This window comes from Sanguibacter suarezii NBRC 16159, assembly GCF_001552735.1.
Taxonomy (GTDB): Bacteria; Actinomycetota; Actinomycetes; order Actinomycetales; family Cellulomonadaceae; genus Sanguibacter; species Sanguibacter suarezii.
This window is the reverse complement of record NZ_BCRT01000013.1, coordinates 195441-217505: the sequence shown is the minus strand read 5'-3', so window position 1 is coordinate 217505 and position 22065 is coordinate 195441. Positions and strand designations below refer to the sequence as shown.

Sequence of the window (22065 nt, the reverse complement as noted above, 5' to 3'; positions counted from 1 at the left end):
CCGATGCCGTCGATAGGTCCCCTTGCTGCCTACCCGTTCACCCCTCGTGGGGAGGACGGGCGTCTGTTGACCCGGTCGTTCGAACAGCTGGTCGACTCAGCGATCGTGGCTGGGGTGAGCGCGATCGGAGTGCTGGGCAGCACCGGCGGCTTCGCGTACATGCCACGGTCCGCCCGCAAGCGCATCGCTCGCAGCGCGGTCGAGGTGGCTGACGGTCGCGTGCCGGTCATCGTCGGCGTCGGTGCGCTGAGCACCGCTGAGGTGCTGGCCAACCTGGCTGAGGCGGCGAGCGTGGGTGCCTCCGGAGCGCTGCTGCAGCCCATGGCGTACCAGCCGCTGCAGCCCGAGGAGATCTTCGGTCTCTACAAGGACGCTTCCTCCGCGGCCACCATCCCGATCTGGGTCTACAACAACCCCGCCACGACCGGTCACCGCTTCTCCGTCGACGAGCTCACCAAGCTCGGCAGGTTGTCCGGGGTCGCCGGCTTCAAGGACCGTGGCGCCAACGCCGCTGACATCAAGGACCGCATCCAGAAGATCACCGCCGAGCTGCCCCAGCGCACCGCGAAGCGGCTCGACTGGGGCTTCAGCGGAGACGGTCTGGGTGCGCAGATCCTGCTCTCCGGGGCGTCCACCTGGCACTCGGCCCTCGCCAGCGTGCTGCCCGAGATCTGCGTCGCGATCGCCGCGGCCGCCGCAGCCGACCGCGCCCCTGAGGCACGCGCGCTGCAGCGCCAGCTGACGCCGTTGTCCGTCATGGTGCGCCAGTACGGCGGCATCCGGACCACTCACACCATCGCCGAGCTGCTCGGTCTGGATGCCGGTGTGCTGCCCAAGCCTCTGCTCCCGCTGCCTCGCGATGCCCGTGCGCTGGTGAAGATGGCGCTCGCGGGGATCGACGTCCCCGCACCACGGGCGGAGGCGACGACGCCGGCCTCGTCCCAGGCGGCGCCTGTGTCCGCTGCGCCGGTGTCCGCTGTGCCTGCTGCCTCGTCCGCGCCCGCGTCCAGTGGATCTGCCGCCTCGCCAGCGGCTGCCGAGTCGGCCGGGCCGACGCCGCGGTCGGCATCACGGTCGGCATCACGGTCGACGGCCCCGCTCAAGCGGGAACGCACCACGGCGACGCCGGTGACCGATGACGACTCCAGCGCCCCTGACGGTGCTGGGGACGAGGCCAGCACGCTGGTGGGCTCCGGACGCCACTCCGGCTGACCGGCAGCTGACGGCACCTGACGAGCGGCAACTGCTGCGACCACCACTGTTGCAGCAGTTGCCGCTGCCCGGCAGCGACTGCCGGGACCGCGCCCTGATGTCCTAGGGTCGGTACATGCGTAGCGTCGAACTCATCGAGTCCTGGCCCGTCCCCAATGCCTCCGCGGCGGTGATCTCGGCAGCGGGAGAGACCCTGGCTGCCTACGGCGACCAGGATCGCCTCTACCGTCTGGCCTCCGTCACCAAGCTGCTCACCGCGTACGCGGCGCTGGTCGCCGTCGAAGAGGGCGCCGTCGAGCTCGACGACCCGGCGGGTCCCGAGGGCTCGACGGTCCGCCACCTGCTGGCACACACCGCCGGCTACGACTTCGCTGAGCGGACCGTCCGCGCGGCCCCCGGCGACCGGCGGATCTACTCCAACGCGGGCTTCGAGGTCCTGGCCGAGGTGATCGCCGAACGGTCCGGGATCGACTTCGCCGACTACGTCCGCGAGGCGGTGCTCCGGCCGCTCGGCATGGCGGCCACGGACTACTCCGGCTCCCCGGCCGCTGGAGCGAGCTCGACCGTGCGTGACCTGGCGATCTTTGCGGCGGAGCTGCAGAACCCGCGGCTGCTGCACCGGGCAACGCTCACCGAGGCGACCACCGTGGCCTTCGAGGGGCGCAAGGGAGTGCTGCCCGGCTTCGGGCGTCAGGACCCCAACGACTGGGGGCTGGGTTTCGAGATCCGTGACAGCAAGTCACCGCACTGGACGGGGTCGTCGAGCTCACCCCAGACCTTCGGGCACTTCGGCCAGGCGGGAACCTTCGTCTGGGTCGACCCTCAGGCTCAGGTGGCGTGCGTCGCGCTGACCGACCGCGACTTCGGACCGTGGGCTGCGCAGGCCTGGCCGGTCTTCACCGACGCTGTGCTGAGCGAGCTCAACGAATCGAGGTAGCGATACCCGGTCGAATCATCTCGTCTCGCGGCGCATCTCAAGTATGTCGGCGAAAGGGTCGATGGTGGGCGTATGGGAGCAGACCGGGACTGGATGAAGCCGACGTCGGAGTATGCCGAAGACTGGCGGTCGCCGAAGCGTCCTCCGGCCGCTCCGTCGCCGAGCGGCGCTGCTCCCGATCCGATGGTGCTGCGGGTCGTCGTCCCGCACCGCGGTCGGTGGGTGGTGCATGTCCTCATCGGGTGCGTGCTCGGCTTCGCTCTTGCGGCGGCCGTCGGGATGCTCTGAGTGACCGCACACCCGAGTGACCGCACGGCTGTAGGTGAGCGCGGTAGCCGTGACGGGCTGGGCTACGAGGTGGGCTGTCGGCTCACCATGTCGGCGATCCAGAGGGGCGCGTAGGGAGAGGTGCAGTTCGGGGGCGTGGGGTAGTCCTTGAGCACCTCGAGACGCTCGCCGATCTCCAGGGCGCGAGCACGATGCTCGGGGTGCGTGATGCCGATCTGCGCGAGACAGGTGTTCATCGACCACTGCAACCGGCCCGGGGAACTCTTCATCTCCGCCTCGATGACGTCGAGAAGGGCAGGCAGGTCTAGGCCCTCCGGGTTCTTGGTCACCCGGTCGGAGGTGAGTGCCCAGCCGGCGCTGGCAACGACGGGATCCGGGTCGGCCAGCCATGCCAGGCGGAGATCTTCGGCGTAGGGGCTCTTCTTCACGACGTAGTTGACGAACCAGTCGTGGACCTTGGGGACACGCGCCTCGCGCAGCATGGAGTCCAGCTCGTCCCGCGAGAAGGACTTCGGGCGGCAGATGAGGAGCGCAAGCAGCCGTGCTGCGGTGTCGCCGGTCTCCCACAGCTCGCGCGCAAGCTCGTGGTGGGTCTTGAGCGACTTCGCGAGCGCTCGCAGCCTGCCGAGGTTCACGCCGTGGTCGTCGCCGTGCCTGATGTTCACCTGGCGTGCCCGGGGGTCCTCGAGCGCGGCCAAGTCAGCCATCACTGAGTCCAGGCTCGGACCCTCGGATGTCGTCTGCGCCATGGCGTTCTCCTGTCTGCCGCACGTCAGCTCGAGCCTATCAACGGGGTCTGGGCCCCGAGATGGACCTGAAAGCTGCGTGAGGGCGGCCCGTGGCATCCCTGGCCCCCCTTGGCATCCCGTGGTGACGACGAAGGCGTCACTAGAACGGCGGGGTGTCAGGGAACCGCGGATAGGGCTCCCGGTCGTCTCCGCTCGCGCCTGACGTGAGGGCATCGATGGTGGTGTACGTGCGGCCGGAGGGCGCGGTCCAGCGCACGCTCGCGCCCAGTGGGCCGGTGGTCATGCGGGTCGGGCGTGAGTCCGCAGGGGTCTGTGAGCCGCGTTGGTCGCCCTCGCTGCCTTGGCCGTCTGGTCGGGGGCTGGCTGTCGGGTCGTCCGTGTCGGGTGGATGGGTGATGAGCTGGGCCTTCCAGCGGGTGGTGTGTCGGAGGCGGTGGTGGGTGCGGCACAGGTGGATGAGGTTGGTCTGGTCGGTGGTGCCGCCGTGGGCCCAGTCGGTGACGTGGTCGAGGTCGCAGCGGGTGGCGCGGCGGGCGCAGCCGGGGAAGCGGCAGGTTGCGTCGCGGAGGCGGAGCCAGGCTTTGAGGTCGGCGGGGACGGTGTAGCGGTTGCGGTCGACGCCGAGGATGGCGCCGGTGTGGGGGTGGGTGAGGATGCGTAGGAAGGAGGGTGCGTCGGCACAGAGCTGGCGGGCGGTCTCGGCGTCGATGGGTCCGTAGCCGTCGAGCTCGGCGGGGACGTCCCCGCCCAGGAGGGTGAGGACGGGGACGGTGACGGCGACGGTGGGCCGGATGCCGCGCAGGGTCTGACGCATCCGCCGGGCGTTGTCGTCGAGCCGGCGCCGGGCCCGGTCCTCGGCTGAGCCCTCCTCGCCACCAGCATCGGCAGGAGCAGGAGCAGGAGCAGGAGCACGAGCCCCGGTGCCGTGGGTGTCGTCGCTGTCTGGGAAGTCGCCATAGCCGTCGCCGTCGCGGGTGCGGGGTGGTGTGTCGCGGTGCTGGTGGCATCCGCCGGGGCCTTGTTCGGTGCTGGTGCCGGGTTCGGGGCCGGTGGCGCCTGCGAGGACGTGGTTGAGGGCGTCGCGGCCGTCGTCGTCGAGGGTGAGGGCGGCGAGGGTGTCGGCGCGTAGCTGGGGCAGGGTGCGTGGGTCGTCGGGGTGAGCGAGGGTGGCGGCGGCGTCGGAGAGGCGGTGGAAGATGGCGGTTGCGGCGGGGGAGGGTAGGTGGGCGTGCAGCCAGGACATGCCGTCGATGCCGGGTTCGAGCAGGACGGTGCGGCCGGTGGCGGCATGCGCGTGGCGGTCGGCGCGGGGCACAGGGTTGAGGCGGTCGCGTTCGCGGGTGGCGGCTCTGGTGAACGCGGAGACGGTGAGGATCTTGGCGCGGGGGATGAGGGTGGTTTCGGCGCGGGTGCGCAGGTGGGGGTCCAGGCCGGAGATGAAGGTGACCATGGTGGTGGCGTGGCGGTAGGTGATGGTCCCGTCGGCCAGGGCAGCGGCGGTGGCGGGTAGCTCGGTGGCCAGGATGTGGGCGGTGTCCATGAGGTTCGCGGCTGTGGTGTGCGGGACGTGCAGGGCGCAGGCGAGCTCCGCGGTGACCGATCGCAGGTCCATCTCCACGTCGGGGTCGCCGGGCAGGTCTGGGATGTGGGGGTCGATCGTTGCGGCGCGCAGCACCTCGATGAGCCCGGCGCGTACCGCGGTCAGTGCGTTGATCATGTGGTCGGCGCGGACCACGGCTTCCAGCACCGCCGCGGTCGCGGCGGCGTTGCCGCGTGCGTCGGTGTCGGTGTCGACCGGGGTCTCCGTCATGATCTGAACCTACGCCCAGCCACTGACATTCCACCGCGAGATCACCGATACCCCACGCAACCATGCGAGATACGACTCATCGCACCAGGTCGGCGCGCTGCACCCGACCCGGCTAGCGCGCTGCACCCGACCCGGCCAGCGCGTTGCGCCTCACCGGGCTGCGACCGCGCCTCGCCGGGCTGCTCGCAGTGCCTCACCTGGCAGCCGTCGTATCGCGCCAGGCCGCCACAGCGTCGCCACCTGCCCCAAAGGGCCCATGACAGCCATCGGCATGACGATATGATGGATTGATCAAGCCGTCGACGAGAGTGAAGATCATGCCCGCTCGCCCCGCTACCGAGCGGCGCTCCTGATGCGCGGCCGCTCGACGGCATCCCCGTCGGACCCGGACCGGCCCGATCCCGCTCCCGCTCCCACCGGTCAACGAGACGTCCGTGACCGCCTCCGCCGCGACGTCGGCATCGAGGACTTCTCCGACGCCCATCGCCCGCTCTACGAGGTCAAGGCCAACCTCTTCAAGGGTGTCTCGCACCCCGTCCGGGTGCGCATCCTCGAGGTGCTCGCCGCCTCGCCGGACGACGTGCCCGTCGCCGACCTCATCGCCGACACCGGGCTCGAGGCCTCGCACGTCTCCCAGCACCTGTCGGTGCTGCGCCGGCACAACCTCGTCGTCGCCGAGCGTCGAGCCAGCCAGGTCTTCTACCGCCTCGCCTTCCCGGAGGTCGCGGACCTGCTGGCGGTCTCCCGCTCCCTGCTGGTCAAGATCCTCGAGCGCACCCACGACCAGCTCACGTCAACGGTGAACAGCGCAGCCCCACCGTCCCCAGCGCACGCCCGTAACCCCACCCACCCCACCACCCCCACGCAGTCGCCACGATGACCGCCGTCCGCCACCTCGCCTCGCTCCTGCCGACCCGCGAGGACTACCGGTCAGTGCCCCGCACCTGGCGCGGGGACCTCGTCGCCGGGATCACGGTCGCGATCATCGCGCTCCCGCTCGCGCTGGCCTTCGGTGTGAGCTCCGGCGCCGGAGCTGCGAGCGGCCTGGTCACTGCGATCGTCGCGGGTCTGGTCGCCGCAGTCTTCGGCGGCTCCAACGTCCAGGTGTCCGGTCCGACCGGGGCCATGGTCGTCGTGCTCGGGCCGATCGTCGCCGCCCACGGGACCGGGGCCATCGCCGTCGTCAGCCTCATGGCCGGAGCGATCGTCGTGGTCGGTGGTCTGCTGCGCCTGGGGCGGGTCGTCTCCTACATCCCCTGGCCGGTGATCGAGGGGTTCACCCTCGGGATCGCGGTCATCATCTTCGCCCAGCAGGTCCCCGCCGCAGTCGGCACCCCGGCAGGCGAGAGCACCATCGCCGTCGTCGCCGCCGCTCAGGCGCTGACGCACGCCGGCGGTTCCACGGCGCTCTGGCCCCTCGTGGCCGTCGCTGTGGTCGCCGTCGTCATGGTGCTCGCGCCGCGCTGGCACCCGCAGCTGCCGGGGTCGATCGTCGGGATCGTCGTCGTCACGGTCCTCGCGGGAGCCTCCGGGGTCTCGTTGGCTCGGATCGGCGCGCTGCCCAGCTCGCTGCCAGCCCCCGCCCTGCCTCAGATGACCGCCGCCGACCTCAGCGCCCTCCTCGGCCCGGCGTGCGCCGTCGCCGTGCTGGCTGCGGTCGAGTCGTTGCTCTCCGCCCGGGTCGCCGCCTCGATGGCCGACACCGGACGCTACGACGCCGATCGTGAGCTCGTCGGGCAAGGCCTCGCCTCGATCGCCTCGGGATTGTTCGGCGGCATGCCGGCCACCGGCGCCATCGCCAGGACCGCGGTCAACGTCCGCTCTGGCGGGCGGACCCGGCTCGCTGCGATCGTGCACGTCGTAGGCCTCCTCGCGGTGGTCTACCTGGCCGCCGGCGTCGTCTCGCACATCCCGTTGGCTGCGCTCTCCGGCGTCCTCATGGTCACCGCGTGCCGGATGGTCTCTCGGTCGACGGTCCGCAGCGTCCTGGGGTCCAGCCGCTCCGACGCGGTCGTCTTCGTCGTCACCGCGGCCATCACGATCTCCTTCGACCTCATCGTCGCCGTCGGGATCGGTATCACCGTCGCGGCTTTCTTCGCGCTGCGCACGCTCGCGCGGTCAGGAATGGTCCACCGGGAGCCGCTCCCAGGCACCCCGTGCGCCGAGGACGTCCGCATCGCGCTCTTCCGGCTCGACGGCGCCCTCTTCTTCGGCGCGGCCGACCGCATGCACGACGCCGTCACCGAGATCGACGACGTGGCGGTCGTCATCCTGCGGATGTCCCAGCTGCAGACCCTGGACGCCACCGGGGCCCGCGTCGTGACCGAGATGATCCAGACGCTCGAACGGCGCGGGGTGACCGTCCTGGTCAAAGGGATCCAGCCGCATCACCAGCACCTGGCGGACGCCGTCGGCGTCGTCGCCTCGCTGACCCACCGCAACCATCTGTTCGCCGACCTCGACGAGGCCGTCGCGCACGCCCGCGCCCATGCCGCCCATGTCCCATCCGCCGACACCCACGCCGCATCCACCACCTGCCCGACGCCGCAGCTCACCCTGTGCCTGACCGAGGACTCCCGCTAGGCTCATCTCGATCATCGATATGTCTCGCAGATCACCGGAGATCCGACATGACGCACGCGCTCACGCTCCCCGCCCGCCCTGACGCCCACCCGGGGCCCACGCGCTGGATCCGGGTGCTGGCCAGGCTCATCCTCCTCATCGGGGTGATCGTAGGCATCGCCGGGGTGAGCTACGCCATCAACGCCCTCACCATCGTCCCGGCCACGGTCCGCGCTCCGGTGACTCTGCTCGCCCCGGAGGGAGAGTGGCCGAGCGTCGACCTCTCGATCGACGGCGTGCAGATCGAGGACGGGTCGATCACCACGCTCCCGCCCGCAGCACTCGGGACCGGCGACAACGGTGGCCAGGTGACCATCGCGGCGTGGGACTCGACCCACCTCGAGCAGATCCTCAGCCGCGGCGACGCCCTCGTGGGCGGCCTCGCAGTGCTGATCGGCGCGATCCTGATCTACCCGGTGGTGCTCAGCATCGCAGCCGGTACGCCCTTCGCGGTCGGGAACGCCCGCTGCCTGTCCCTCCTCGCCGGCGTCATCGCCGTCGCCGGGTCGCTCGCCCCGTTGCTGCCCCAGCTGGGGGGCATCCGGGTGCTGGAACGGCTCGGGCTCGCCGACGACGGGATCTTCGTGACGAGCCCGCCGCAGCTCACGCTCACCCCGCTGCTGATCGCGGCGCTCGTCCTCGCCTTCGCCGCCGCCTTCCGTGCTGGTGAGCGCCTGGCGGCCGACGCGGACGGGCTCGTCTAGGGCGCGGCCTCAGCCCGCTCGCCACCCACCGTGCCGCCCACCGTGCCGCCAGCCGAGCCGCTGCCCGTGCCGGTTCCAGGCCTGCGCGCCGCGGGCTCGCCGCGACGGCCCGACCCGCGGTCGCCCACGCGACCACTCACGCGCTCACCCACCCGGTCGCCGTCGCGATCCGCCGCGGCGGCCCGCACCACCCCAGCCACGATGAGCCACTGAGCCGCGATGTACGTCACCATCACCCAGAACCCCTGCGCGGGAAGTGCCCAGCCGTCCACGAAGGCCTCGAGGGCGATGAGCGAGTCCGAGACGACGAACACCGCCCCGCCGAGCGCCACGAGCCGCCCGACGCCGGTCGCCAGGGCCGCCATGAGCGTCAGCGTCGCCCCGTAGACGAGCACGGGGACGAGCAGCGAGCCGGCCCCCGGGGCGCACGCCACGACGAGGACGATCAGGGCCAGGAGATACACCAGAGCCAGCGCCCGACGTCGGGCGGGCTGGCTGGGGGAGAGGACGCTGGCGTGCCGGTAGGGCCAGAAGGCGACCACGTAGACGACCTGGGCCACGAGGAAGAAGCCGACCAGGACGAGGAAGGCGGCGTCGTCAGGGACGGCGTCGGGCGCGGTGTCTCCGAGCCAGGAGAAGCCGAGGGCGACGAGCGTGAGGCGGACGAGGCGGCCGCGCGGCGCGCCGGAGGTGGCGGAGGCGAGCGCGAGGGCGAGCAGCGGCATGAGCAGCCACTGGGACACCGTCGCGACGGTGTCCAGGCCGGCGAGATGGGCGACGAGGTGGATGAAGCAGGTCGCCGCGAAGGTCAGGACGAGGACGCTGGTGCGCCGGCGCGTACGGGGGGACGAGGAAGCAGTCACGCACATCTCCGTTGATGTCGTAGGACTGGGACTGATACGAAAAAGGCCCTGATCCGAAGACCAGGGCCCTTCTCATTCGCTGTCTCAACGAGTGCCCAGAGGGGGACTTGAACCCCCACGTCCTTACGGACACTAGCACCTCAAGCTAGCGCGTCTGCCATTCCGCCACCTGGGCAGGTGGACCTTCAAGAACTTTTCGTTCTCTTGGGTGCGTCGGAAAATCTAGCACGGTTTCGGCGTCGAGCATGAATCGGGGGTCGGGTGGAGACTTGCGGGTGGGTGCTCGGTGGGGTGCGCGCGGCCTGTCACTGCTCCGCAAGCGGCCCCGCGGAGTAGTGTTTTTGCTGTTCATCGCTGGAAATCCGCGGAATCTAGGAAGTTGGTGAGGCCGCATGTCAGGTCAGCGAGTACGGACCGCAAGTGTGAGGCGGAACACAGCATCGATCCGCCCGCCGGTCCACGCTCCCGTCGACACCGTGCCTCAATGGTTGAAGAACGCCGCCGGATGGTCGTGGCGCCTCATCCTCGTGGTCATCGTCGTCTCGCTCGTGGTCTTCGCGACCGCGAAGGTCCAGCTCGTCTTCGTCGCGCTCTTCGTCGCGATGGTCTTCACCGCCGTGCTGCGGCCGGTCGTCAACGTCTACTCCAAGGTCATGCCCCGCGGGCTGGCCACAGCCCTGGCGATGCTGTCCGGTCTGCTCGTCATCGGCGGGCTGCTCACCTACGTCGTCGCCTCCGTCGCCGGGCAGTGGCACAACCTCTCGGAGCAGTTCACCACCGGCATCGGCCGGATCTTCGACTTCTTCGAGGACGGGCCCTTGCCGTTCTCCATCACCGAAGCCGACTTCGACGCGTGGCTCGCCGACGCCCAGAAGTGGGTCCAGGACCACGCCGGTGACATCGCCGGCACGGCCTTCGAGCAGGCCGGCACGGTCGTGGAGGTGTTCACAGCGCTCGCGCTGGCGGTGTTCTGCACCATCTTCTTCCTCGCCCGGGGGAGCGCGATGTGGACCTGGTTCCTCAACCAGCTGCCCTCGCGGATGCGCGACACCTGGAAGGTCGTGGGCGGCGCCGGCTGGTACACCTTCTCCGGCTACACCCGCGGCACCGTGATCATCGCGATCACCGACGGGCTGCTGGCAGGGATCTTCCTGTCCATCCTGGGAGTGCCGCTCGCGGCGCCGCTCGCGGTGCTCGTCTTCATCGGTGCGTTCATCCCGCTGGTCGGTGCCCCCGCCGCGATGGTGGTCGCCATGGTCGTGGCCCTCGCGGTCGACGGCGTGGTCAAGGCCGCGATCGTCGGCATCGGCATCGCGCTCATCGGCCAGTTCGAAGGACACATCCTGCAGCCGCTGGTCATGGGCAAGCAGGTGTCCCTGCACCCGATCGTCGTGGCGATCTCGGTCACCTGCGGCACGCTGCTGGCCGGGATCCTCGGCGCGGTCATCGCGGTGCCGCTGGTCGCGGTGGTCTGGGCGGTCTTCTCCCAGCTCCGCAGTCACCTCGACCCACCGATGCAGGACGCGGAGACGAGGGAGGAGACCGAGGAACCTTACGAGACGGACGCGTCCCACCAGCTCGACAAGAACGGTCCGCACGACAAGGACAGCGCTGACGAGCACCACGATCCGGGTGACGCGCCCCGTCGTGCCGCCCGTCCGGCGCGGCCGAACCCGTCCCACCACGCCCATCCCGGTACGCCCCGCTCGCGCCCGGCCGCCTCAACCGACCGTGCCTCCACCGACCGTGCCTCGATCAAGCGCGCGTCGACCGACCCTGAGGAGTCCTGATGCGTATCGGCATCCCCGTCGAGGCCAAGGACAACGAGCTGCGCGTCGCGCTCACTGCCGACGGCGCGCACCACCTGGTGCGCGCCGGTCACGAGGTCCTCGTCCAGGCCGGAGCCGGTGCGGGGTCGTCGATCAGCGACGCCGACTACGCCGCCGCCGGCGCCACGGTCGTCGAGGACCCCGCGACCGTGTGGCGCGAGAGCCAGATCGTCTGCAAGGTCAAGGAACCCCTCCCGCAGGAGTACCCCTACCTGCGGGATGACCTCGTCCTGTTCACCTACCTGCACCTGGCCGCGGACCGTGCCTGCACCCAGGCGCTGCTCGACGCCGGCACGACGGCGATCGCCTACGAGACCGTCCGCCTCCCGGACGGCTCGTTGCCGTTGCTGGCGCCGATGAGCGAGGTCGCGGGGCGGCTGGCTCCTCAGGTGGGGGCGTACTACCTGCTGCGTCCGGCCGGTGGCACCGGGGTGCTCATGGGTGGGGTGCCCGGCACGCGGCCTGCCAAGGTGGTCATCATCGGCGGTGGCACCGCTGGTCGCAACGCCGCCCAGACCGCTGTGGGGATGCGCGCCGACGTCTCCGTCATCGACCTGTCTGCGGCCACCCTGCGGGAGATCGACACCGAGCTGGGGCCGGCTGTGCGGACGGTCATCTCGACCGCCGCGAGCATCGAGCGGGAGGTGCTGAGCGCGGACCTGGTCATCGGGGCGGTGCTGGTCCCGGGCGCACGGACCCCGCGGCTGGTCTCCAACGAGCTCGTCTCACGGATGCAGCCGGGCTCTGTCCTCGTGGACATCGCCGTCGACCAGGGTGGGTGCTTCGAGGACACCCGCCCGACGACGCACACGAACCCGGTCTACCCGGTCCACCAGAGCATCTTCTACGCCGTGGCCAACATGCCTGGCGCGGTGCCGGTGACGAGCACGCAGGCGCTGACCAACGCGACGCTGCCCTACCTGACGCTGCTCGCGTCAGCGCAGGCCACCCAGCCAGCAGCAGCGACGGCGACGACCGCAGCCGACGCCGTCGCGCAGCTGCTGCTCCGGGAGCCGGCCCTGGCGGCCGGCCTGATGACTCAGGGCGGCCGCCTGGTCAGCGCCGAGGTGGCCCAGGCGCACGGCATGAGCCACGGCATGCCCGCCGGCCCGGCATGAGCACCGGGGGACGGGCTCCGAGAACGGCTCCTAGAACACCGGCTTGCCGCCGGTGACGCCGAGGACGGTCCCCGAGACGTAGCTCGCGGTCGCGTCGTCGGCCAGGAAGACGAAGGCCGGAGCGACCTCGCCCGGCTGCCCGGGGCGACCCAACGGGGTGTCCGTGCCAAAGGCCTCGATCTTCTCGTTGAACTGGGTCGCAGGCTGCAGCGGCGTCCAGATCGGCCCGGGCGCCACGGCGTTGACCCGGATGCCTCGCGGCCCCACCTCGGATGCGAGGTTGACGGTGAAGTTCGTGATCGCAGCCTTCGTCGCGGCGTAGTCGAGCAGCGAGGTCGATGGCTGGTACGCCTGGATCGAGGCGTTGTTGATGATCGACCCACCGCTGGGCAGGTGCTCGAGCGCCGTCTGGGTCACCCAGAACAAGGCATAGAGGTTCGTCTTGAAGGTCCGGTCGAGCTCCTCGGTGGTGATGTCGGCGATCGACTCCCGCCGCGCCATCTGGTAGCCGGCGTTGTTGACGAGCACGTCAAGACCACCGAGCTCGAGCACCGCGGTCGCCACCGCGGCCCGGCTCTCGCTCTCCTGGGTGAGGTCGCCCGGCACGAGCACCGCGTGACGTCCGGCGTCCTCGATGAGCTGGCGGGTGACCTCGGCGTCCTCCTGCTCCTCAGGGAGGTAGGAGATGGCGACGTCCGCGCCCTCGCGGGCGAAGGCGATGGCCACGGCGCGTCCGATGCCCGAGTCACCACCGGTGATGAACGCCTTCTTGCCGAGCAGGCGGTCGGTGCCGCGATAGCTGGACTCGCCGTGGTCGGGCTGAGGGCGCATCGGCTCGGTGAGGCCCGGGGGCTGCTGCTGCTGGGCCGGCAGGCCTGGGGGGAGGGGTTCGGTCGGCTGGTTGGCAGTCATGGAGTCTCCTTCGTGGTCGCAGGTCACAGGGACTTTCCATCGTGCCTCGGGTCGCCGCCGTCGGCATCTTCACGGTCGAGATCGACCTGAGAGCGGTTCTCCCGTATGAATGGGGGCATGCATCTCTCCGAGAACCTGCTCGAGAACCCCTTCGCGAGCCCGTCGTCCCTGCCCTACGGTCTGCCCGACTTCGCCGCCATCCGCGACGAGCACTACCTGCCCGCCGCGCGCGCCGGCATGGCCGCCGAGCTGGCTGAGATCGCCGCGATCGTGGACAACCCCGAGCCGCCGACCGTGGAGAACACCCTCGAGGCCCTCGAGCGGAGCGGCGACCTGCTCGGACGCACGCTGAGCGTGCTCTACAACATCGCCAGCGCGGACTCCAGCGCGGTCCTGGAGGACATCGAGGAAGAGCTCGCCCCCGAGCTCTCGGCCCACCACGACGCGATCTTCATGAACGCCGGCCTCTACGCCCGCGTCGCCCTGCTCGACGCCGCGGCCCGCGCCGGCCAGGTGGCCCTCACCCCCGACAGCGCCTGGCTGCTGGCCACCCTGCTGCAGGACTTCCGCCGCTCCGGGATCAACCTCCCCGAGGCCGACCAGGCGACCCTGCGTGACCTCAACTCCCGCATGACCTCCCTGGAGGCGACCTTCGGCCGCAAGCTCCTCGCCGGCGCCAACGCCGCGAGCGTGCTCGTCACCGACGTCCGTGACCTCGAGGGCCTGCCCGACGACGCCGTCGCGGCCGCGGCGCAGGCGGCTGCGGACCGCGGGGACGAGGGGGCCTACCTGCTCGAGATGCAGCTGCCCACCCAGCAGGGGGTGCTCGCCTCGCTGCGTCGTCGTGACGTGCGCCGCCGGGTCCACGAGGCCTCGGTGACCCGCGGGGCGACCGGAGACGACACCGACACCCGCGAGACCGTCCTGGAGCTCGTGCGGCTGCGCGCCGAGCACGCACGCCTGCTCGGCTACGACCACCACGCCGCCTACATCGCCGAGGACGCCACCGCCAAGACCACCGAGGCCGTCAACACCATGCTCGCCCCGCTGGCCCCGGCTGCGGCAGCGAACGCCCTGGCGGAGGCCGCCGACCTGCAGGCGGCCCTGGCCGCGGACCTCGACGACCCCGACGCCGTGCTCGAGGCCTGGGACTGGGCCTACTACGCCGAGCGGGTCCGCAAGGAGCGCTACTCCCTCGACGACGCGCTGCTGCGCCCCTACCTCGAGCTGGAGACGGTCCTGCGCAAGGGGGTGTTCGCCGCCGCGACGGCGCTCTACGGCATCACCTTCACCGAGCGCACCGACCTCCTCGGCTACCACCCGGACGTCCGCGTCTTCGAGGTCATCGACGCCGACGGCACCGGCCTGGGCCTGTTCCTGGCCGACTTCTACACCCGCGAGTCCAAGCGTGGGGGAGCGTGGATGAACAACCTCGTCGACCAGAGCTTCCTGCTCGACGAGCGCCCGGTCGTGGTCAACAACCTCAACATCGTCAAGCCACCGGCAGGTGAGCCGACGCTCCTCGTCTTCGACGAGGTCATCACCCTCTTCCACGAGTTCGGGCACGCGCTGCACGGGCTCTTCTCCGCGGTGCACTACCCCTCGCACTCGGGCACCGAGGTGCCCCGCGACTTCGTCGAGTACCCCTCTCAGGTCAACGAGATGTGGGCGTGGGAGCCCCAGATCCTCAGCGCCTACGCGGTGCACCACGAGACCGGCGAGCCGCTGCCGGCGCAGTGGATCACCACGATGATCGAGTCCCGTCAGTTCAACGAGGGCTTCGCCACGTCGGAGTACCTCGCCGCGACGCTGCTCGACCAGGCCTGGCACCAGATCGGTCCGGACGCGGTCCCCACCGCCGTCGAGGAGGTGCTGCCCTTCGAGGGCGCAGCCCTGGAGGCCGTGGGCCTGGCGCTGCGTGCCGTGCCGGCCCGGTACCGCACGACGTACTTCAACCACATCTTCGGAGGCGGTTACTCCGCCGGGTACTACTCCTACATCTGGTCGGAGGTGCTGGACGCGGACACCGTGGAGTGGTTCACGGAGAACGCCGTGGACGGGCGCGTGCTCAACCGTACGAGCGGTGACCGGTTCCGCACTCAGCTGCTCGCGGTGGGCGGCTCGATGGACCCGATGGAGGCCTTCGCCCGGCTGCGCGGGCGCGGACCGGCGATCGCGCCGCTGCTCGCGCGCCGCGGGCTCGACACCGCCGGCTGAGGCCGGCTGGCCCCGTGAGGGGTGCGAGGACACCGGTCGAGGCCGCGGGCACGGCTGTCCGCGGCTGGACCGGGGTCCGCAGGGCGGTGGCAGGGAACGGGTAGCGTGTGAGCATGACCACCGACCCGTCCCTGTCATCAGCCACCCTGACCGCAGAGGACGAGGTGGCGCGCATCTGTGCGGACCTGCTGCGGATCGACACCTCCAACTACGGCGACGGTTCCGGACCGGGGGAACGAGCGGCGGCCGAGTACGTCATGGGTCTGCTGCACGAGGTGGGCCTGGATCCCGAGCTCTTCGAGTCCGCGCCCGGCCGGGCCAGCGTCGTGGTGCGCATCCCCGGCGTGGACCCCTCACGGTCCGCGCTCGTCCTGCACGGACACCTGGACGTCGTCCCGGCCCAGGCCGCGGACTGGCAGGTGGACCCCTTCGCCGGTGAGGAGATCGACGGTCTGCTCTGGGGTCGCGGCGCGGTGGACATGAAGGACATGGACGCGATGATGCTCGCCGTCGTGCGCCAGATGGTGCGCGAGGGACGCCAGCCCGCGCGCGACGTCGTGCTCGCCTTCTTCGCCGACGAGGAGGCCGGGGGAGACTTCGGTGCGCGCTACGCCGTCGACCACCGTCCGGAGCTGTTCGAGGGCGCGACCCACGCGATCAGCGAGGTCGGAGGCTTCTCCACGCAGATCAACGGCCAGCGCGCCTACCTGCTGCAGACGGCGGAGAAGGGCCTGGCCTGGTTGCGGCTCGTCGCCGACGGGCGGGCCGGGCACGGCTCGCAGATCGCCGCTGACAACGCCGTGACGCACCTGGCCGCGGCGGTCGCGCGGATCGGGCAGCACCCCTGGCCCTACGTCTTGACCCCGACGGTGGAGGCGCTGCTGCGCGGGGTGAGCGACCTCACCGGGCTGGCCTTCGACGCCGGCGACCCGGAGCGCATCGACGCCCTCGTGGACGCGCTCGGACCGGCTGCGCGCTTCGTCGGAGCCACGGTGCGCAACACCTCCAACCCGACCCAGCTGAGCGCCGGGTACAAGGCCAACGTCATCCCTGGGCGCGCGGAGGCCGCCATCGACGCCCGGTTCCTGCCCGGGCATACCGAGAGCGCGATGGCCACGCTGCGCGAGCTCGCGGGGGAGCACGTGCGCATCGAACCCATCCACGAGGACATCGCGCTGGAGGTGCCCTTCTCCGGGTCGCTGGTGGACGCGATGACGGCGGCGCTGCTCGCGGAGGACCCGGGTGCGCTCGTGCTGCCCTACTCGCTCTCCGGTGGCACCGACAACAAGTCGCTCGCCCGGCTGGGGATCACCGGCTACGGCTTCGCCCCGCTGCGCCTGCCCGAGGGCCTCGACTTCCCCGGGATGTTCCACGGAGTGGACGAGCGGGTCCCCGTCGAGTCCCTGAAGTTCGGCACCCGAGTCCTGACCCGCCTCCTCGAGACCTGCTGACCCCGTCCAGCCACCCCGCCTCCCCACCACCCCACCCCACCTCCCCACCCAAGCCCCTCCGCTGAGTGCTGGGTTGTGCACGCAGATCACGCGAAAAAGCGTGCACGACCCAGCACTCACCGGGGTGCGCGGGGGGAGGGGGAGGGGAGTGCAGTTTGTCAGCGGATGAGGGTGCTGCGGGCGCGGATGATCTTGCGCCGGAGCCAGACTCGGCGCTCACCACCGACGTAGAGCACCGACCGGGCCAGCTCCCACCGGCCGTGCTCGGCCTCGTCGGTGAGCATCTGGCGGGTCTGGGACCGGGTGTGGTCCCGGGGGATGGTCAGAACCCGGACCTCGTACTCACGGCCCTGGGCGGTCCAATGGTCTCGGGGGACCTTCGCAGCCATCGTGTGTCACCTTTCGATGCCGAGTGCTCAGCGCCGGCGCCCGAGGGCGTGCGGCCCGGAGCGGGTCTGCCGTCGAACTTATCAGGGACGGTTCTGGTGCGCATCGAGGTCACCGGACCGGCGGCGTCGGCCCCGGGCAAACCCACAAGACTATCCGCTGCCATTCCCCTCGCGAGCGCGCTACCGTCAGGGTATGACCGTCGACCCGCGCGCCGCCCTTGATCGTTTTGTCGCTGCCCTCGAGGCGCACTTTGCTGCGGTCGCCAGCCGGCGAGGTGACGAGGACTCCTCCGTCGACGACGCCTACGACGTGCTCGCCGACGCCTTCGACGTCTACGACGAGGCCATCGGCAACACCTACGGCGAGGCTCTCCCCGTCGTGCTCGCCGACGACGACGATGATGACGACGATGACGACGACGACGATGTGGACGACGTGGACGAGGACGACGACGCCGAGGAGCGCCTGGGCGGGATCGACGACGCCGACCTGGACGGCTCGGACTACGACGAGGACGTCGACGCCATCAGGTGACCGGCGTGCTCAGGCGTAGGCGTCGGTGAACTCGTTGCTCGGGTGGCTGACCTCGTCCAACGCCGCACCGACCGCGCCAGGGAGCACGAGGTCGAGCGACCGCAGCGACTCCCGCAGCTGGACCGGCGTCCGCGCACCGACGATCGCCGAGGACACGTAGCTCCGTCCCAGCACCCAGGCCAGCGCCACCTCGAGCGGGGCCCGGCCCAGTCCTGACGCCGCGGTGCACACCGCGTCGACCACCGCTGACCCCCGAGCGTCGAGGTACGGCTCGACGAAGCCGGACAGCTGGCTGGACGCCCCACGGGAGTCGGACGGCAGCGAGCGCCGGTACTTGCCGGTGAGCACCCCGCGGCCGAGCGCGGACCACGTGAGCAGCCCGACGCCGAGCGCCTGCGTGGCTGGGACGAGGTCCTGCTCGCACTCCCGGTTGAGCAAGGAGTGCTCCACCTCGAGCGCCGCGAGCTCGACGTCAGCGCCCGAGCGCAGCGCCGCAGCCACGTACCCGGTGTGCCACCCCGCGTGGTTAGCCAGCCCGACGTAGCGGGCGCGTCCGGAGACGACCATGTGCCGCAGCGCCGAGACGGTCTCCTCCAGCGGGGTGTGCGGGTCAGGGGCCTGGACCAGGAAGAGGTCCACGTGGTCGGTCCCCAGCCGGCGCAGCGACGCGTCGAGGCAGGACAGCAGCGCACCGCGGGAGGAGTCGACGACCATGCCGCCTGGCGTGCGCCGCAGACCACCCTTGGTCGCGACCACCACCTCGTCACGGTCGACCAGCGATCCCAGCAGCGAGCCGAGGATCTCTTCGCTCGCTCCGTCGCCGTAGGACCCGGCGGTGTCGACGAAGGTCCCGCCGGCCTCGGTGAAGTCCCGCAGCTGCTGACCGGCGTCCTGGGCGTCGGTGTCCCGGCCCCACGTCATCGTCCCGAGCCCCAGAGCGGACACGTGCAGGCCTGTACGGCCCAGGCGGCGGAGTTCCATGCCCTGCAGACTACTGTGCGGGCCGCTGCCAGGGCAGTGCGCAGCGCATCCGGGGCGACCGGCGCTGCGAGGCTGACCCCGACGGGGCCCGCAGCCAGGTAACGTGGCCCGACGTGAACGGACTCCAAGCTTTCATCCTCGGACTGGTCCAGGGTCTCACCGAGTTCCTGCCGGTCTCCTCCAGCGCCCATCTGCGCATCGTCGGCGAGCTCATCGGCGCCTCTGATCCCGGTGCCGCCTTCACGGCGATCACCCAGATCGGCACGGAGAGCGCGGTGATCTTGTACTTCCGCCGCGACATCGCCACGATCTGCACGGCGTGGTGGCGCGCCATCAGCGGTCAGGACGGGCCCACGTGGCGCGAGCGCATGGGATCACGCAACCACGACGCCCGGATGGGCTGGTACATCGGTCTGGGCAGCCTGCCGATCGTCGTGCTCGGCCTGGGGCTGGAGAGCGCGATCGACAAGTCGTTCCGCAACCTCTACCTCATCGCCCTCATGCTCGTCGTCTTCGCCCTCGTGCTCGGCTGGGCGGACAAGGTCGGTGCCAAGAACCGCGAGCTGACCGACCTCAACCCCAAGCACGCGCTGTACTTCGGCTTCGCCCAGGCGCTGGCGATCGTCCCCGGGGTGTCCCGCTCGGGCGGCACCATCTCGGCCGGGCTGCTCATGGGATACACCCGTGAGGCCGCCGCGCGCTACTCCTTCCTGCTGGCCATCCCCGCGGTCCTGGGGTCGGGCTTCTACAAGCTGTTCACCTCCGCCGACGAGATCGGCGTCCCGGGCACCCCGAGCCTGGCGATGACGCTCATGGCCACCCTCGTCGCCTTCGTCGTGGGCTACTTCGTCATCATCGTCTTCCTCAAGATCGTCTCGACCTTCAGCTACAAGCCCTTCGTCATCTACCGCATCGTGCTCGCGGTGGTCGTCGTCGTGCTGCTCACCGCCGGCGTGCTCAACGCCCACGGCGGTGTGTGAGCGGCCCGTCGCCTAGAGCCACCCCGCGCGCCGGAACGCCCGGTACAGCGTGACGCAGAGCGTCGTCATGGCGGCGATCGTGACGGGGTAGCCGAGGTGCCAGCCCAGCTCGGGCATGTGACGGAAGTTCATCCCGTAGATCCCCGCGAGCAGGGTCGGCACCGCGGCGATCGCCGCCCACGCGGAGATCTTGCGCATGTCCTCGTTCTGCTGCAGCGTGATCTCGTTCTGGCGCACCGACACCTGGGAGAGCCGCACCGAGAGCATGTCGGAGAGCAGACCGTCGTGGGCGTCGAGGTGGCGGTCCACCCGCTCGGCGGTCGTGGTGAGACGCTCGAGCAGGCGGCGGTCCAGGCGCAGCGGCTGGGCCGACGCCGCCGACGCGGACGAGGCGTCCCCCCCGAGGTCAGGGATCTCGATGCTCAGCGGCAGCAGCGCGCGCCGGGCCTCGGAGATCTCTCGCTTGAGGTTGTACAGCCGCTCGAGCGGGTCCACGTCCGGACGGAAGACTGTCCGCTCCAGGTCCGCGACCGCGTCACCGAGGGCGAGCTCGACCTCCGAGGCCCCGGCGAGCACCTCCACCAAGGTCGCCGCGAGCACCGGCAGCGCGCCGTTCCCGACGAGGGTGCGTGGCTCGGTCAGGCGGGCCGCCACGCCGTCGGTGACCTGGGCGTCTCCGGCCTCGAAGGAGATCACGCAGTCGGCTGTCACGAACAACGTCATGGCGCCGGTGCTCACCTGCTCGTCGGCGAAGGACGCCGTCGGCACGACGACGTACATGGCATGGTCGTTGACCCGGACCACCCGGGAAGGCACGCGGGCGGCGCCCGCCCGGACCTGCGAGAGGCGGAGCCGGACGTCGGCGGTCGGCAGGCCGAGCTGGTCTGCGACGTCGAGCACGTCCTGGGACGCGGCGACGACGTGCCACCGGACCGCAGCGGGCGGCTGCTGCGCGGGTGCGTCGGCGGCCAGCTCGTGCCACCGGTCGGAGTTTCGCTCGAAGCTTCGTCGGATCGCGCTGGCACGTGCGGTGCCGGGACTGTCGGTGGTCATGAAGCCTCGCTGCTCGTCAGGCGTGGTTGTGGGTAGTCGTGCCGAGGGGCGGTCCAGAGCCGTCATAGGCATTGTGGCGCATCGTCGGTCGGGTGCCCTGGTGATTGCCAGCTAGGGTTGATCCGTGCTTACCTGGCCCGCTCCGCAGATCCCTGAACTCCCCGGCCGTGGAGACACCGTCCGCGTCCATGACAGCTCCACCGGTGAGCTGGTCGTGGCCGCCCACGGTGAGACCGCGACCCTCTACGTGTGCGGGATCACCCCGTACGACGCGACCCACATCGGTCACGCCGCGACCTACGTCGCCTTCGACCTGCTCGGACGCGCCTGGCGCGACGCCGGGCACACGGTCGTCTACGCCTCCAACGTCACCGACGTCGACGACCCGCTGCTCGAGCGGGCGACCGCGACGGGCGTGGACTGGCGCGACCTCGCCGTCGAGCAGACGGCACTGTTCGGTGAAGACATGACCGCCCTGGGCGTCATCCCGCCCGACACCTACCTCGGTGCGGTCGAGACCATCGACCCGGTCGCCCGCGCCGTCGTCGAGCTTCTGCGCATGGGCGCGGCCTACCGGGTGCCGCTCGAGGACGGCGCCGGGGGCGCTGACCCGGAGCTGGGCGACGTCTACGCCGACGTGACCGCGGACCCGGACTTCGGTCAGGTCTCGCGGTTCGACGCCGAGGTCATGGAGGCGCTGTTCGCCGAGCGCGGGGGAGACCCCGACCGCCCGGGCAAGCGCAACCGTCTCGACCCGTTGCTGTGGCGCCGCGAGCGTCCGGGGGAGCCGTCCTGGGACGGCGGCCCGCTGGGCACCGGCCGTCCCGGCTGGCACATCGAGTGCGCCGTGATCGCCCGTGCTGCCCTCGGCCTGCCCTTCGACGTGCAGGGCGGCGGCGTCGACCTGCTCTTCCCCCACCACGAGATGAGCACCTCGCACGCCCGCCTGCTCGGCGACGGCGACACCCACGGGGTGGCTGCCCAGACCCACGTGCACGCCGGGCTGGTCGCCTACCAGGGCGAGAAGATGAGCAAGTCCCGCGGCAACCTCGTCTTCGTCTCCCGCCTGCGCGCCGACGGCGTGGAGCCGATGGCGATCCGGCTGGCGCTGCTCGCCCACCACTACCGCACCGACTGGGAATGGACCGAGGCTGACCTCAAGTCCGCCCAGGAGCGCTTCGAGCTGTGGCGCTCGGCGGTCTCGGGCAACGGGGGACCGGCTCCCGAGCAGACGCTCGCGGAGATCCGTGCGGCCCTGGCCGCCGACCTCGACGCGCCGCGTGCGCTGGCCGCCGTCGACGCCTGGGCCGAGCTGTCCCTGGCCGGTACTGCCGAGCCGGTCGAAGGCGCCCCGGGCGTCATCTCCCGAGCAGTCAACACCCTCCTCGGCGTCCGCCTCTAACCGCTCCACTCCA

The 22065-nt window shown here is 71.0% G+C and carries 20 protein-coding genes and 1 tRNA gene; 13 read left to right on the top strand and 8 right to left on the bottom strand.

Translation table 11 applies throughout. The annotated features are described in order from the left end of the window. Window positions 1–3 precede the first annotated feature (3 nt). The 3 genes from SS2_RS08895 (at window position 4) to SS2_RS08885 (ending at window position 2437) form a co-directional block, all read left to right on the top strand. The gene (locus SS2_RS08895; RefSeq protein ID WP_083942030.1) at window positions 4–1212 is read left to right on the top strand and encodes a dihydrodipicolinate synthase family protein; all 1209 of its coding nucleotides are present in this window, start codon (window positions 4–6) and stop codon (window positions 1210–1212) included. A 115-nt stretch (window positions 1213–1327) separates the two neighbouring features. Beyond that, on the top strand, window positions 1328–2149 hold the full coding sequence (locus SS2_RS08890) for a serine hydrolase domain-containing protein (protein ID WP_066463164.1): 822 nt from the start codon (window positions 1328–1330) through the stop codon (window positions 2147–2149). A gap of 72 nt (window positions 2150–2221) precedes the next feature. Continuing rightward, window positions 2222–2437 (top strand): hypothetical protein, encoded by a 216-nt coding sequence (locus SS2_RS08885; protein WP_066463161.1) that lies wholly within the window; start codon window positions 2222–2224, stop codon window positions 2435–2437. Between the two features lie 62 nt (window positions 2438–2499). Here the strand turns inward: SS2_RS08885 and SS2_RS08880 are convergent, their stop codons facing one another. Continuing rightward, window positions 2500–3186, bottom strand: a complete 687-nt coding sequence (locus tag SS2_RS08880; RefSeq protein WP_066463159.1) for a DNA alkylation repair protein — start codon at window positions 3184–3186, stop codon at window positions 2500–2502. Window positions 3187–3325: 139 nt separating this feature from the next. Beyond that, window positions 3326–4996, bottom strand: coding sequence for an HNH endonuclease signature motif containing protein (locus SS2_RS08875; RefSeq protein WP_066463158.1), 1671 nt, complete (start codon window positions 4994–4996; stop codon window positions 3326–3328). A gap of 352 nt (window positions 4997–5348) precedes the next feature. On the opposite strand from SS2_RS08875, the gene SS2_RS08870 reads away from it, so the two are divergent. From SS2_RS08870 to SS2_RS08860, 3 genes are read left to right on the top strand one after another with little or no spacing between them, the layout of a single operon-like run. Continuing rightward, window positions 5349–5876: an ArsR/SmtB family transcription factor gene (locus SS2_RS08870; protein WP_083942028.1), complete on the top strand. Its 528-nt coding sequence runs from the start codon at window positions 5349–5351 to the stop codon at window positions 5874–5876. Then, a complete protein-coding gene (locus tag SS2_RS08865) occupies window positions 5873–7579 on the top strand; it encodes a SulP family inorganic anion transporter (protein ID WP_066463157.1) in 1707 nt (568 codons plus the stop codon). Before SS2_RS08870 ends, SS2_RS08865 begins: the two co-directional genes overlap by 4 nt. Window positions 7580–7626: 47 nt before the next feature. Continuing rightward, on the top strand, window positions 7627–8322 hold the full coding sequence (locus SS2_RS08860; RefSeq protein WP_066463156.1) for a hypothetical protein: 696 nt from the start codon (window positions 7627–7629) through the stop codon (window positions 8320–8322). On the opposite strand, the gene SS2_RS08855 is transcribed toward SS2_RS08860, so the two are convergent. After that, window positions 8319–9185, bottom strand: coding sequence for a lysoplasmalogenase (locus SS2_RS08855; protein WP_245643467.1), 867 nt, complete (start codon window positions 9183–9185; stop codon window positions 8319–8321). The two genes, SS2_RS08860 and SS2_RS08855, sit on opposite strands and share 4 nt — an antisense overlap. 92 nt (window positions 9186–9277) lie before the next feature. Continuing rightward, window positions 9278–9360, bottom strand: a tRNA-Leu gene (locus SS2_RS08850). Window positions 9361–9661: 301 nt separating this feature from the next. Between SS2_RS08850 and SS2_RS08845 the strand changes: the two genes are divergently transcribed. Continuing rightward, window positions 9662–10975, top strand: coding sequence for an AI-2E family transporter (locus SS2_RS08845; RefSeq protein WP_369405206.1), 1314 nt, complete (start codon window positions 9662–9664; stop codon window positions 10973–10975). Continuing rightward, window positions 10975–12132, top strand: coding sequence for an alanine dehydrogenase (ald, locus tag SS2_RS08840; protein WP_066463151.1), 1158 nt, complete (start codon window positions 10975–10977; stop codon window positions 12130–12132). Before SS2_RS08845 ends, ald begins: the two co-directional genes overlap by 1 nt. Before the next feature lie 30 nt (window positions 12133–12162). Here ald and SS2_RS08835 read toward each other — a convergent pair whose 3' ends face one another. Beyond that, complete coding sequence (locus tag SS2_RS08835; RefSeq protein WP_066463148.1) at window positions 12163–13044, bottom strand: SDR family oxidoreductase; 882 nt, start codon at window positions 13042–13044, stop codon at window positions 12163–12165. 117 nt (window positions 13045–13161) lie between these two features. On the opposite strand from SS2_RS08835, the gene SS2_RS08830 reads away from it, so the two are divergent. Together SS2_RS08830 and SS2_RS08825 are read left to right on the top strand one after the other, a co-directional pair. Further along, on the top strand, window positions 13162–15261 hold the full coding sequence (locus SS2_RS08830) for a M3 family metallopeptidase (RefSeq protein ID WP_066463146.1): 2100 nt from the start codon (window positions 13162–13164) through the stop codon (window positions 15259–15261). Window positions 15262–15374: 113 nt separating this feature from the next. Beyond that, window positions 15375–16712 (top strand): M20/M25/M40 family metallo-hydrolase, encoded by a 1338-nt coding sequence (locus SS2_RS08825; protein WP_066463145.1) that lies wholly within the window; start codon window positions 15375–15377, stop codon window positions 16710–16712. A 158-nt stretch (window positions 16713–16870) separates the two neighbouring features. On the opposite strand, the gene SS2_RS08820 is transcribed toward SS2_RS08825, so the two are convergent. Beyond that, a complete protein-coding gene (locus SS2_RS08820) occupies window positions 16871–17101 on the bottom strand; it encodes a DUF5703 family protein (RefSeq protein ID WP_066463143.1) in 231 nt (76 codons plus the stop codon). Between the two features lie 193 nt (window positions 17102–17294). On the opposite strand from SS2_RS08820, the gene SS2_RS08815 reads away from it, so the two are divergent. After that, a complete protein-coding gene (locus tag SS2_RS08815) occupies window positions 17295–17636 on the top strand; it encodes a primosomal protein (RefSeq protein ID WP_066463141.1) in 342 nt (113 codons plus the stop codon). 9 nt (window positions 17637–17645) lie between these two features. Here the strand turns inward: SS2_RS08815 and SS2_RS08810 are convergent, their stop codons facing one another. Further along, window positions 17646–18617 carry an aldo/keto reductase gene (locus SS2_RS08810; RefSeq protein WP_066463139.1) on the bottom strand — a complete coding sequence of 324 codons (972 nt, stop codon included), beginning with the start codon at window positions 18615–18617 and terminating at the stop codon, window positions 17646–17648. Between the two features lie 113 nt (window positions 18618–18730). Between SS2_RS08810 and SS2_RS08805 the strand changes: the two genes are divergently transcribed. After that, window positions 18731–19597 (top strand): undecaprenyl-diphosphate phosphatase, encoded by an 867-nt coding sequence (locus SS2_RS08805; RefSeq protein ID WP_066463138.1) that lies wholly within the window; start codon window positions 18731–18733, stop codon window positions 19595–19597. Between the two features lie 12 nt (window positions 19598–19609). Here SS2_RS08805 and SS2_RS08800 read toward each other — a convergent pair whose 3' ends face one another. Then, window positions 19610–20650, bottom strand: a complete 1041-nt coding sequence (locus SS2_RS08800; protein WP_066463136.1) for a CorA family divalent cation transporter — start codon at window positions 20648–20650, stop codon at window positions 19610–19612. 124 nt (window positions 20651–20774) lie between these two features. Between SS2_RS08800 and mshC the strand changes: the two genes are divergently transcribed. Continuing rightward, complete coding sequence (gene mshC, locus SS2_RS08795) at window positions 20775–22052, top strand: cysteine--1-D-myo-inosityl 2-amino-2-deoxy-alpha-D-glucopyranoside ligase (protein ID WP_066463133.1); 1278 nt, start codon at window positions 20775–20777, stop codon at window positions 22050–22052. The last annotated feature ends 13 nt before the right edge of the window (window positions 22053–22065 follow it).

Excerpts from the sequence above, each read along its gene's own strand:
- SS2_RS08830 (WP_066463146.1), top strand. The coding sequence starts at position 13,162 with ATGCATCTCTCCGAGAACCTGCTCGAGAACCCCTTCGCGAGCCCGTCG.
- SS2_RS08895 (WP_083942030.1), top strand. The coding sequence starts at position 4 with ATGCCGTCGATAGGTCCCCTTGCTGCCTACCCGTTCACCCCTCGTGGG.
- ald (WP_066463151.1), top strand. The coding sequence starts at position 10,975 with ATGCGTATCGGCATCCCCGTCGAGGCCAAGGACAACGAGCTGCGCGTC.
- SS2_RS08870 (WP_083942028.1), top strand. The coding sequence starts at position 5,349 with ATGCGCGGCCGCTCGACGGCATCCCCGTCGGACCCGGACCGGCCCGAT.
- SS2_RS08800 (WP_066463136.1), bottom strand. The coding sequence starts at position 20,650 with ATGACCACCGACAGTCCCGGCACCGCACGTGCCAGCGCGATCCGACGA.
- SS2_RS08825 (WP_066463145.1), top strand. The coding sequence starts at position 15,375 with ATGACCACCGACCCGTCCCTGTCATCAGCCACCCTGACCGCAGAGGAC.
- SS2_RS08860 (WP_066463156.1), top strand. The coding sequence starts at position 7,627 with ATGACGCACGCGCTCACGCTCCCCGCCCGCCCTGACGCCCACCCGGGG.
- SS2_RS08875 (WP_066463158.1), bottom strand. The coding sequence starts at position 4,996 with ATGACGGAGACCCCGGTCGACACCGACACCGACGCACGCGGCAACGCC.
- SS2_RS08835 (WP_066463148.1), bottom strand. The coding sequence starts at position 13,044 with ATGACTGCCAACCAGCCGACCGAACCCCTCCCCCCAGGCCTGCCGGCC.
- SS2_RS08885 (WP_066463161.1), top strand. The coding sequence starts at position 2,222 with ATGGGAGCAGACCGGGACTGGATGAAGCCGACGTCGGAGTATGCCGAA.
- SS2_RS08810 (WP_066463139.1), bottom strand. The coding sequence starts at position 18,617 with ATGGAACTCCGCCGCCTGGGCCGTACAGGCCTGCACGTGTCCGCTCTG.
- SS2_RS08815 (WP_066463141.1), top strand. The coding sequence starts at position 17,295 with ATGACCGTCGACCCGCGCGCCGCCCTTGATCGTTTTGTCGCTGCCCTC.
- SS2_RS08880 (WP_066463159.1), bottom strand. The coding sequence starts at position 3,186 with ATGGCGCAGACGACATCCGAGGGTCCGAGCCTGGACTCAGTGATGGCT.
- SS2_RS08890 (WP_066463164.1), top strand. The coding sequence starts at position 1,328 with ATGCGTAGCGTCGAACTCATCGAGTCCTGGCCCGTCCCCAATGCCTCC.
- SS2_RS08865 (WP_066463157.1), top strand. The coding sequence starts at position 5,873 with ATGACCGCCGTCCGCCACCTCGCCTCGCTCCTGCCGACCCGCGAGGAC.
- SS2_RS08820 (WP_066463143.1), bottom strand. The coding sequence starts at position 17,101 with ATGGCTGCGAAGGTCCCCCGAGACCATTGGACCGCCCAGGGCCGTGAG.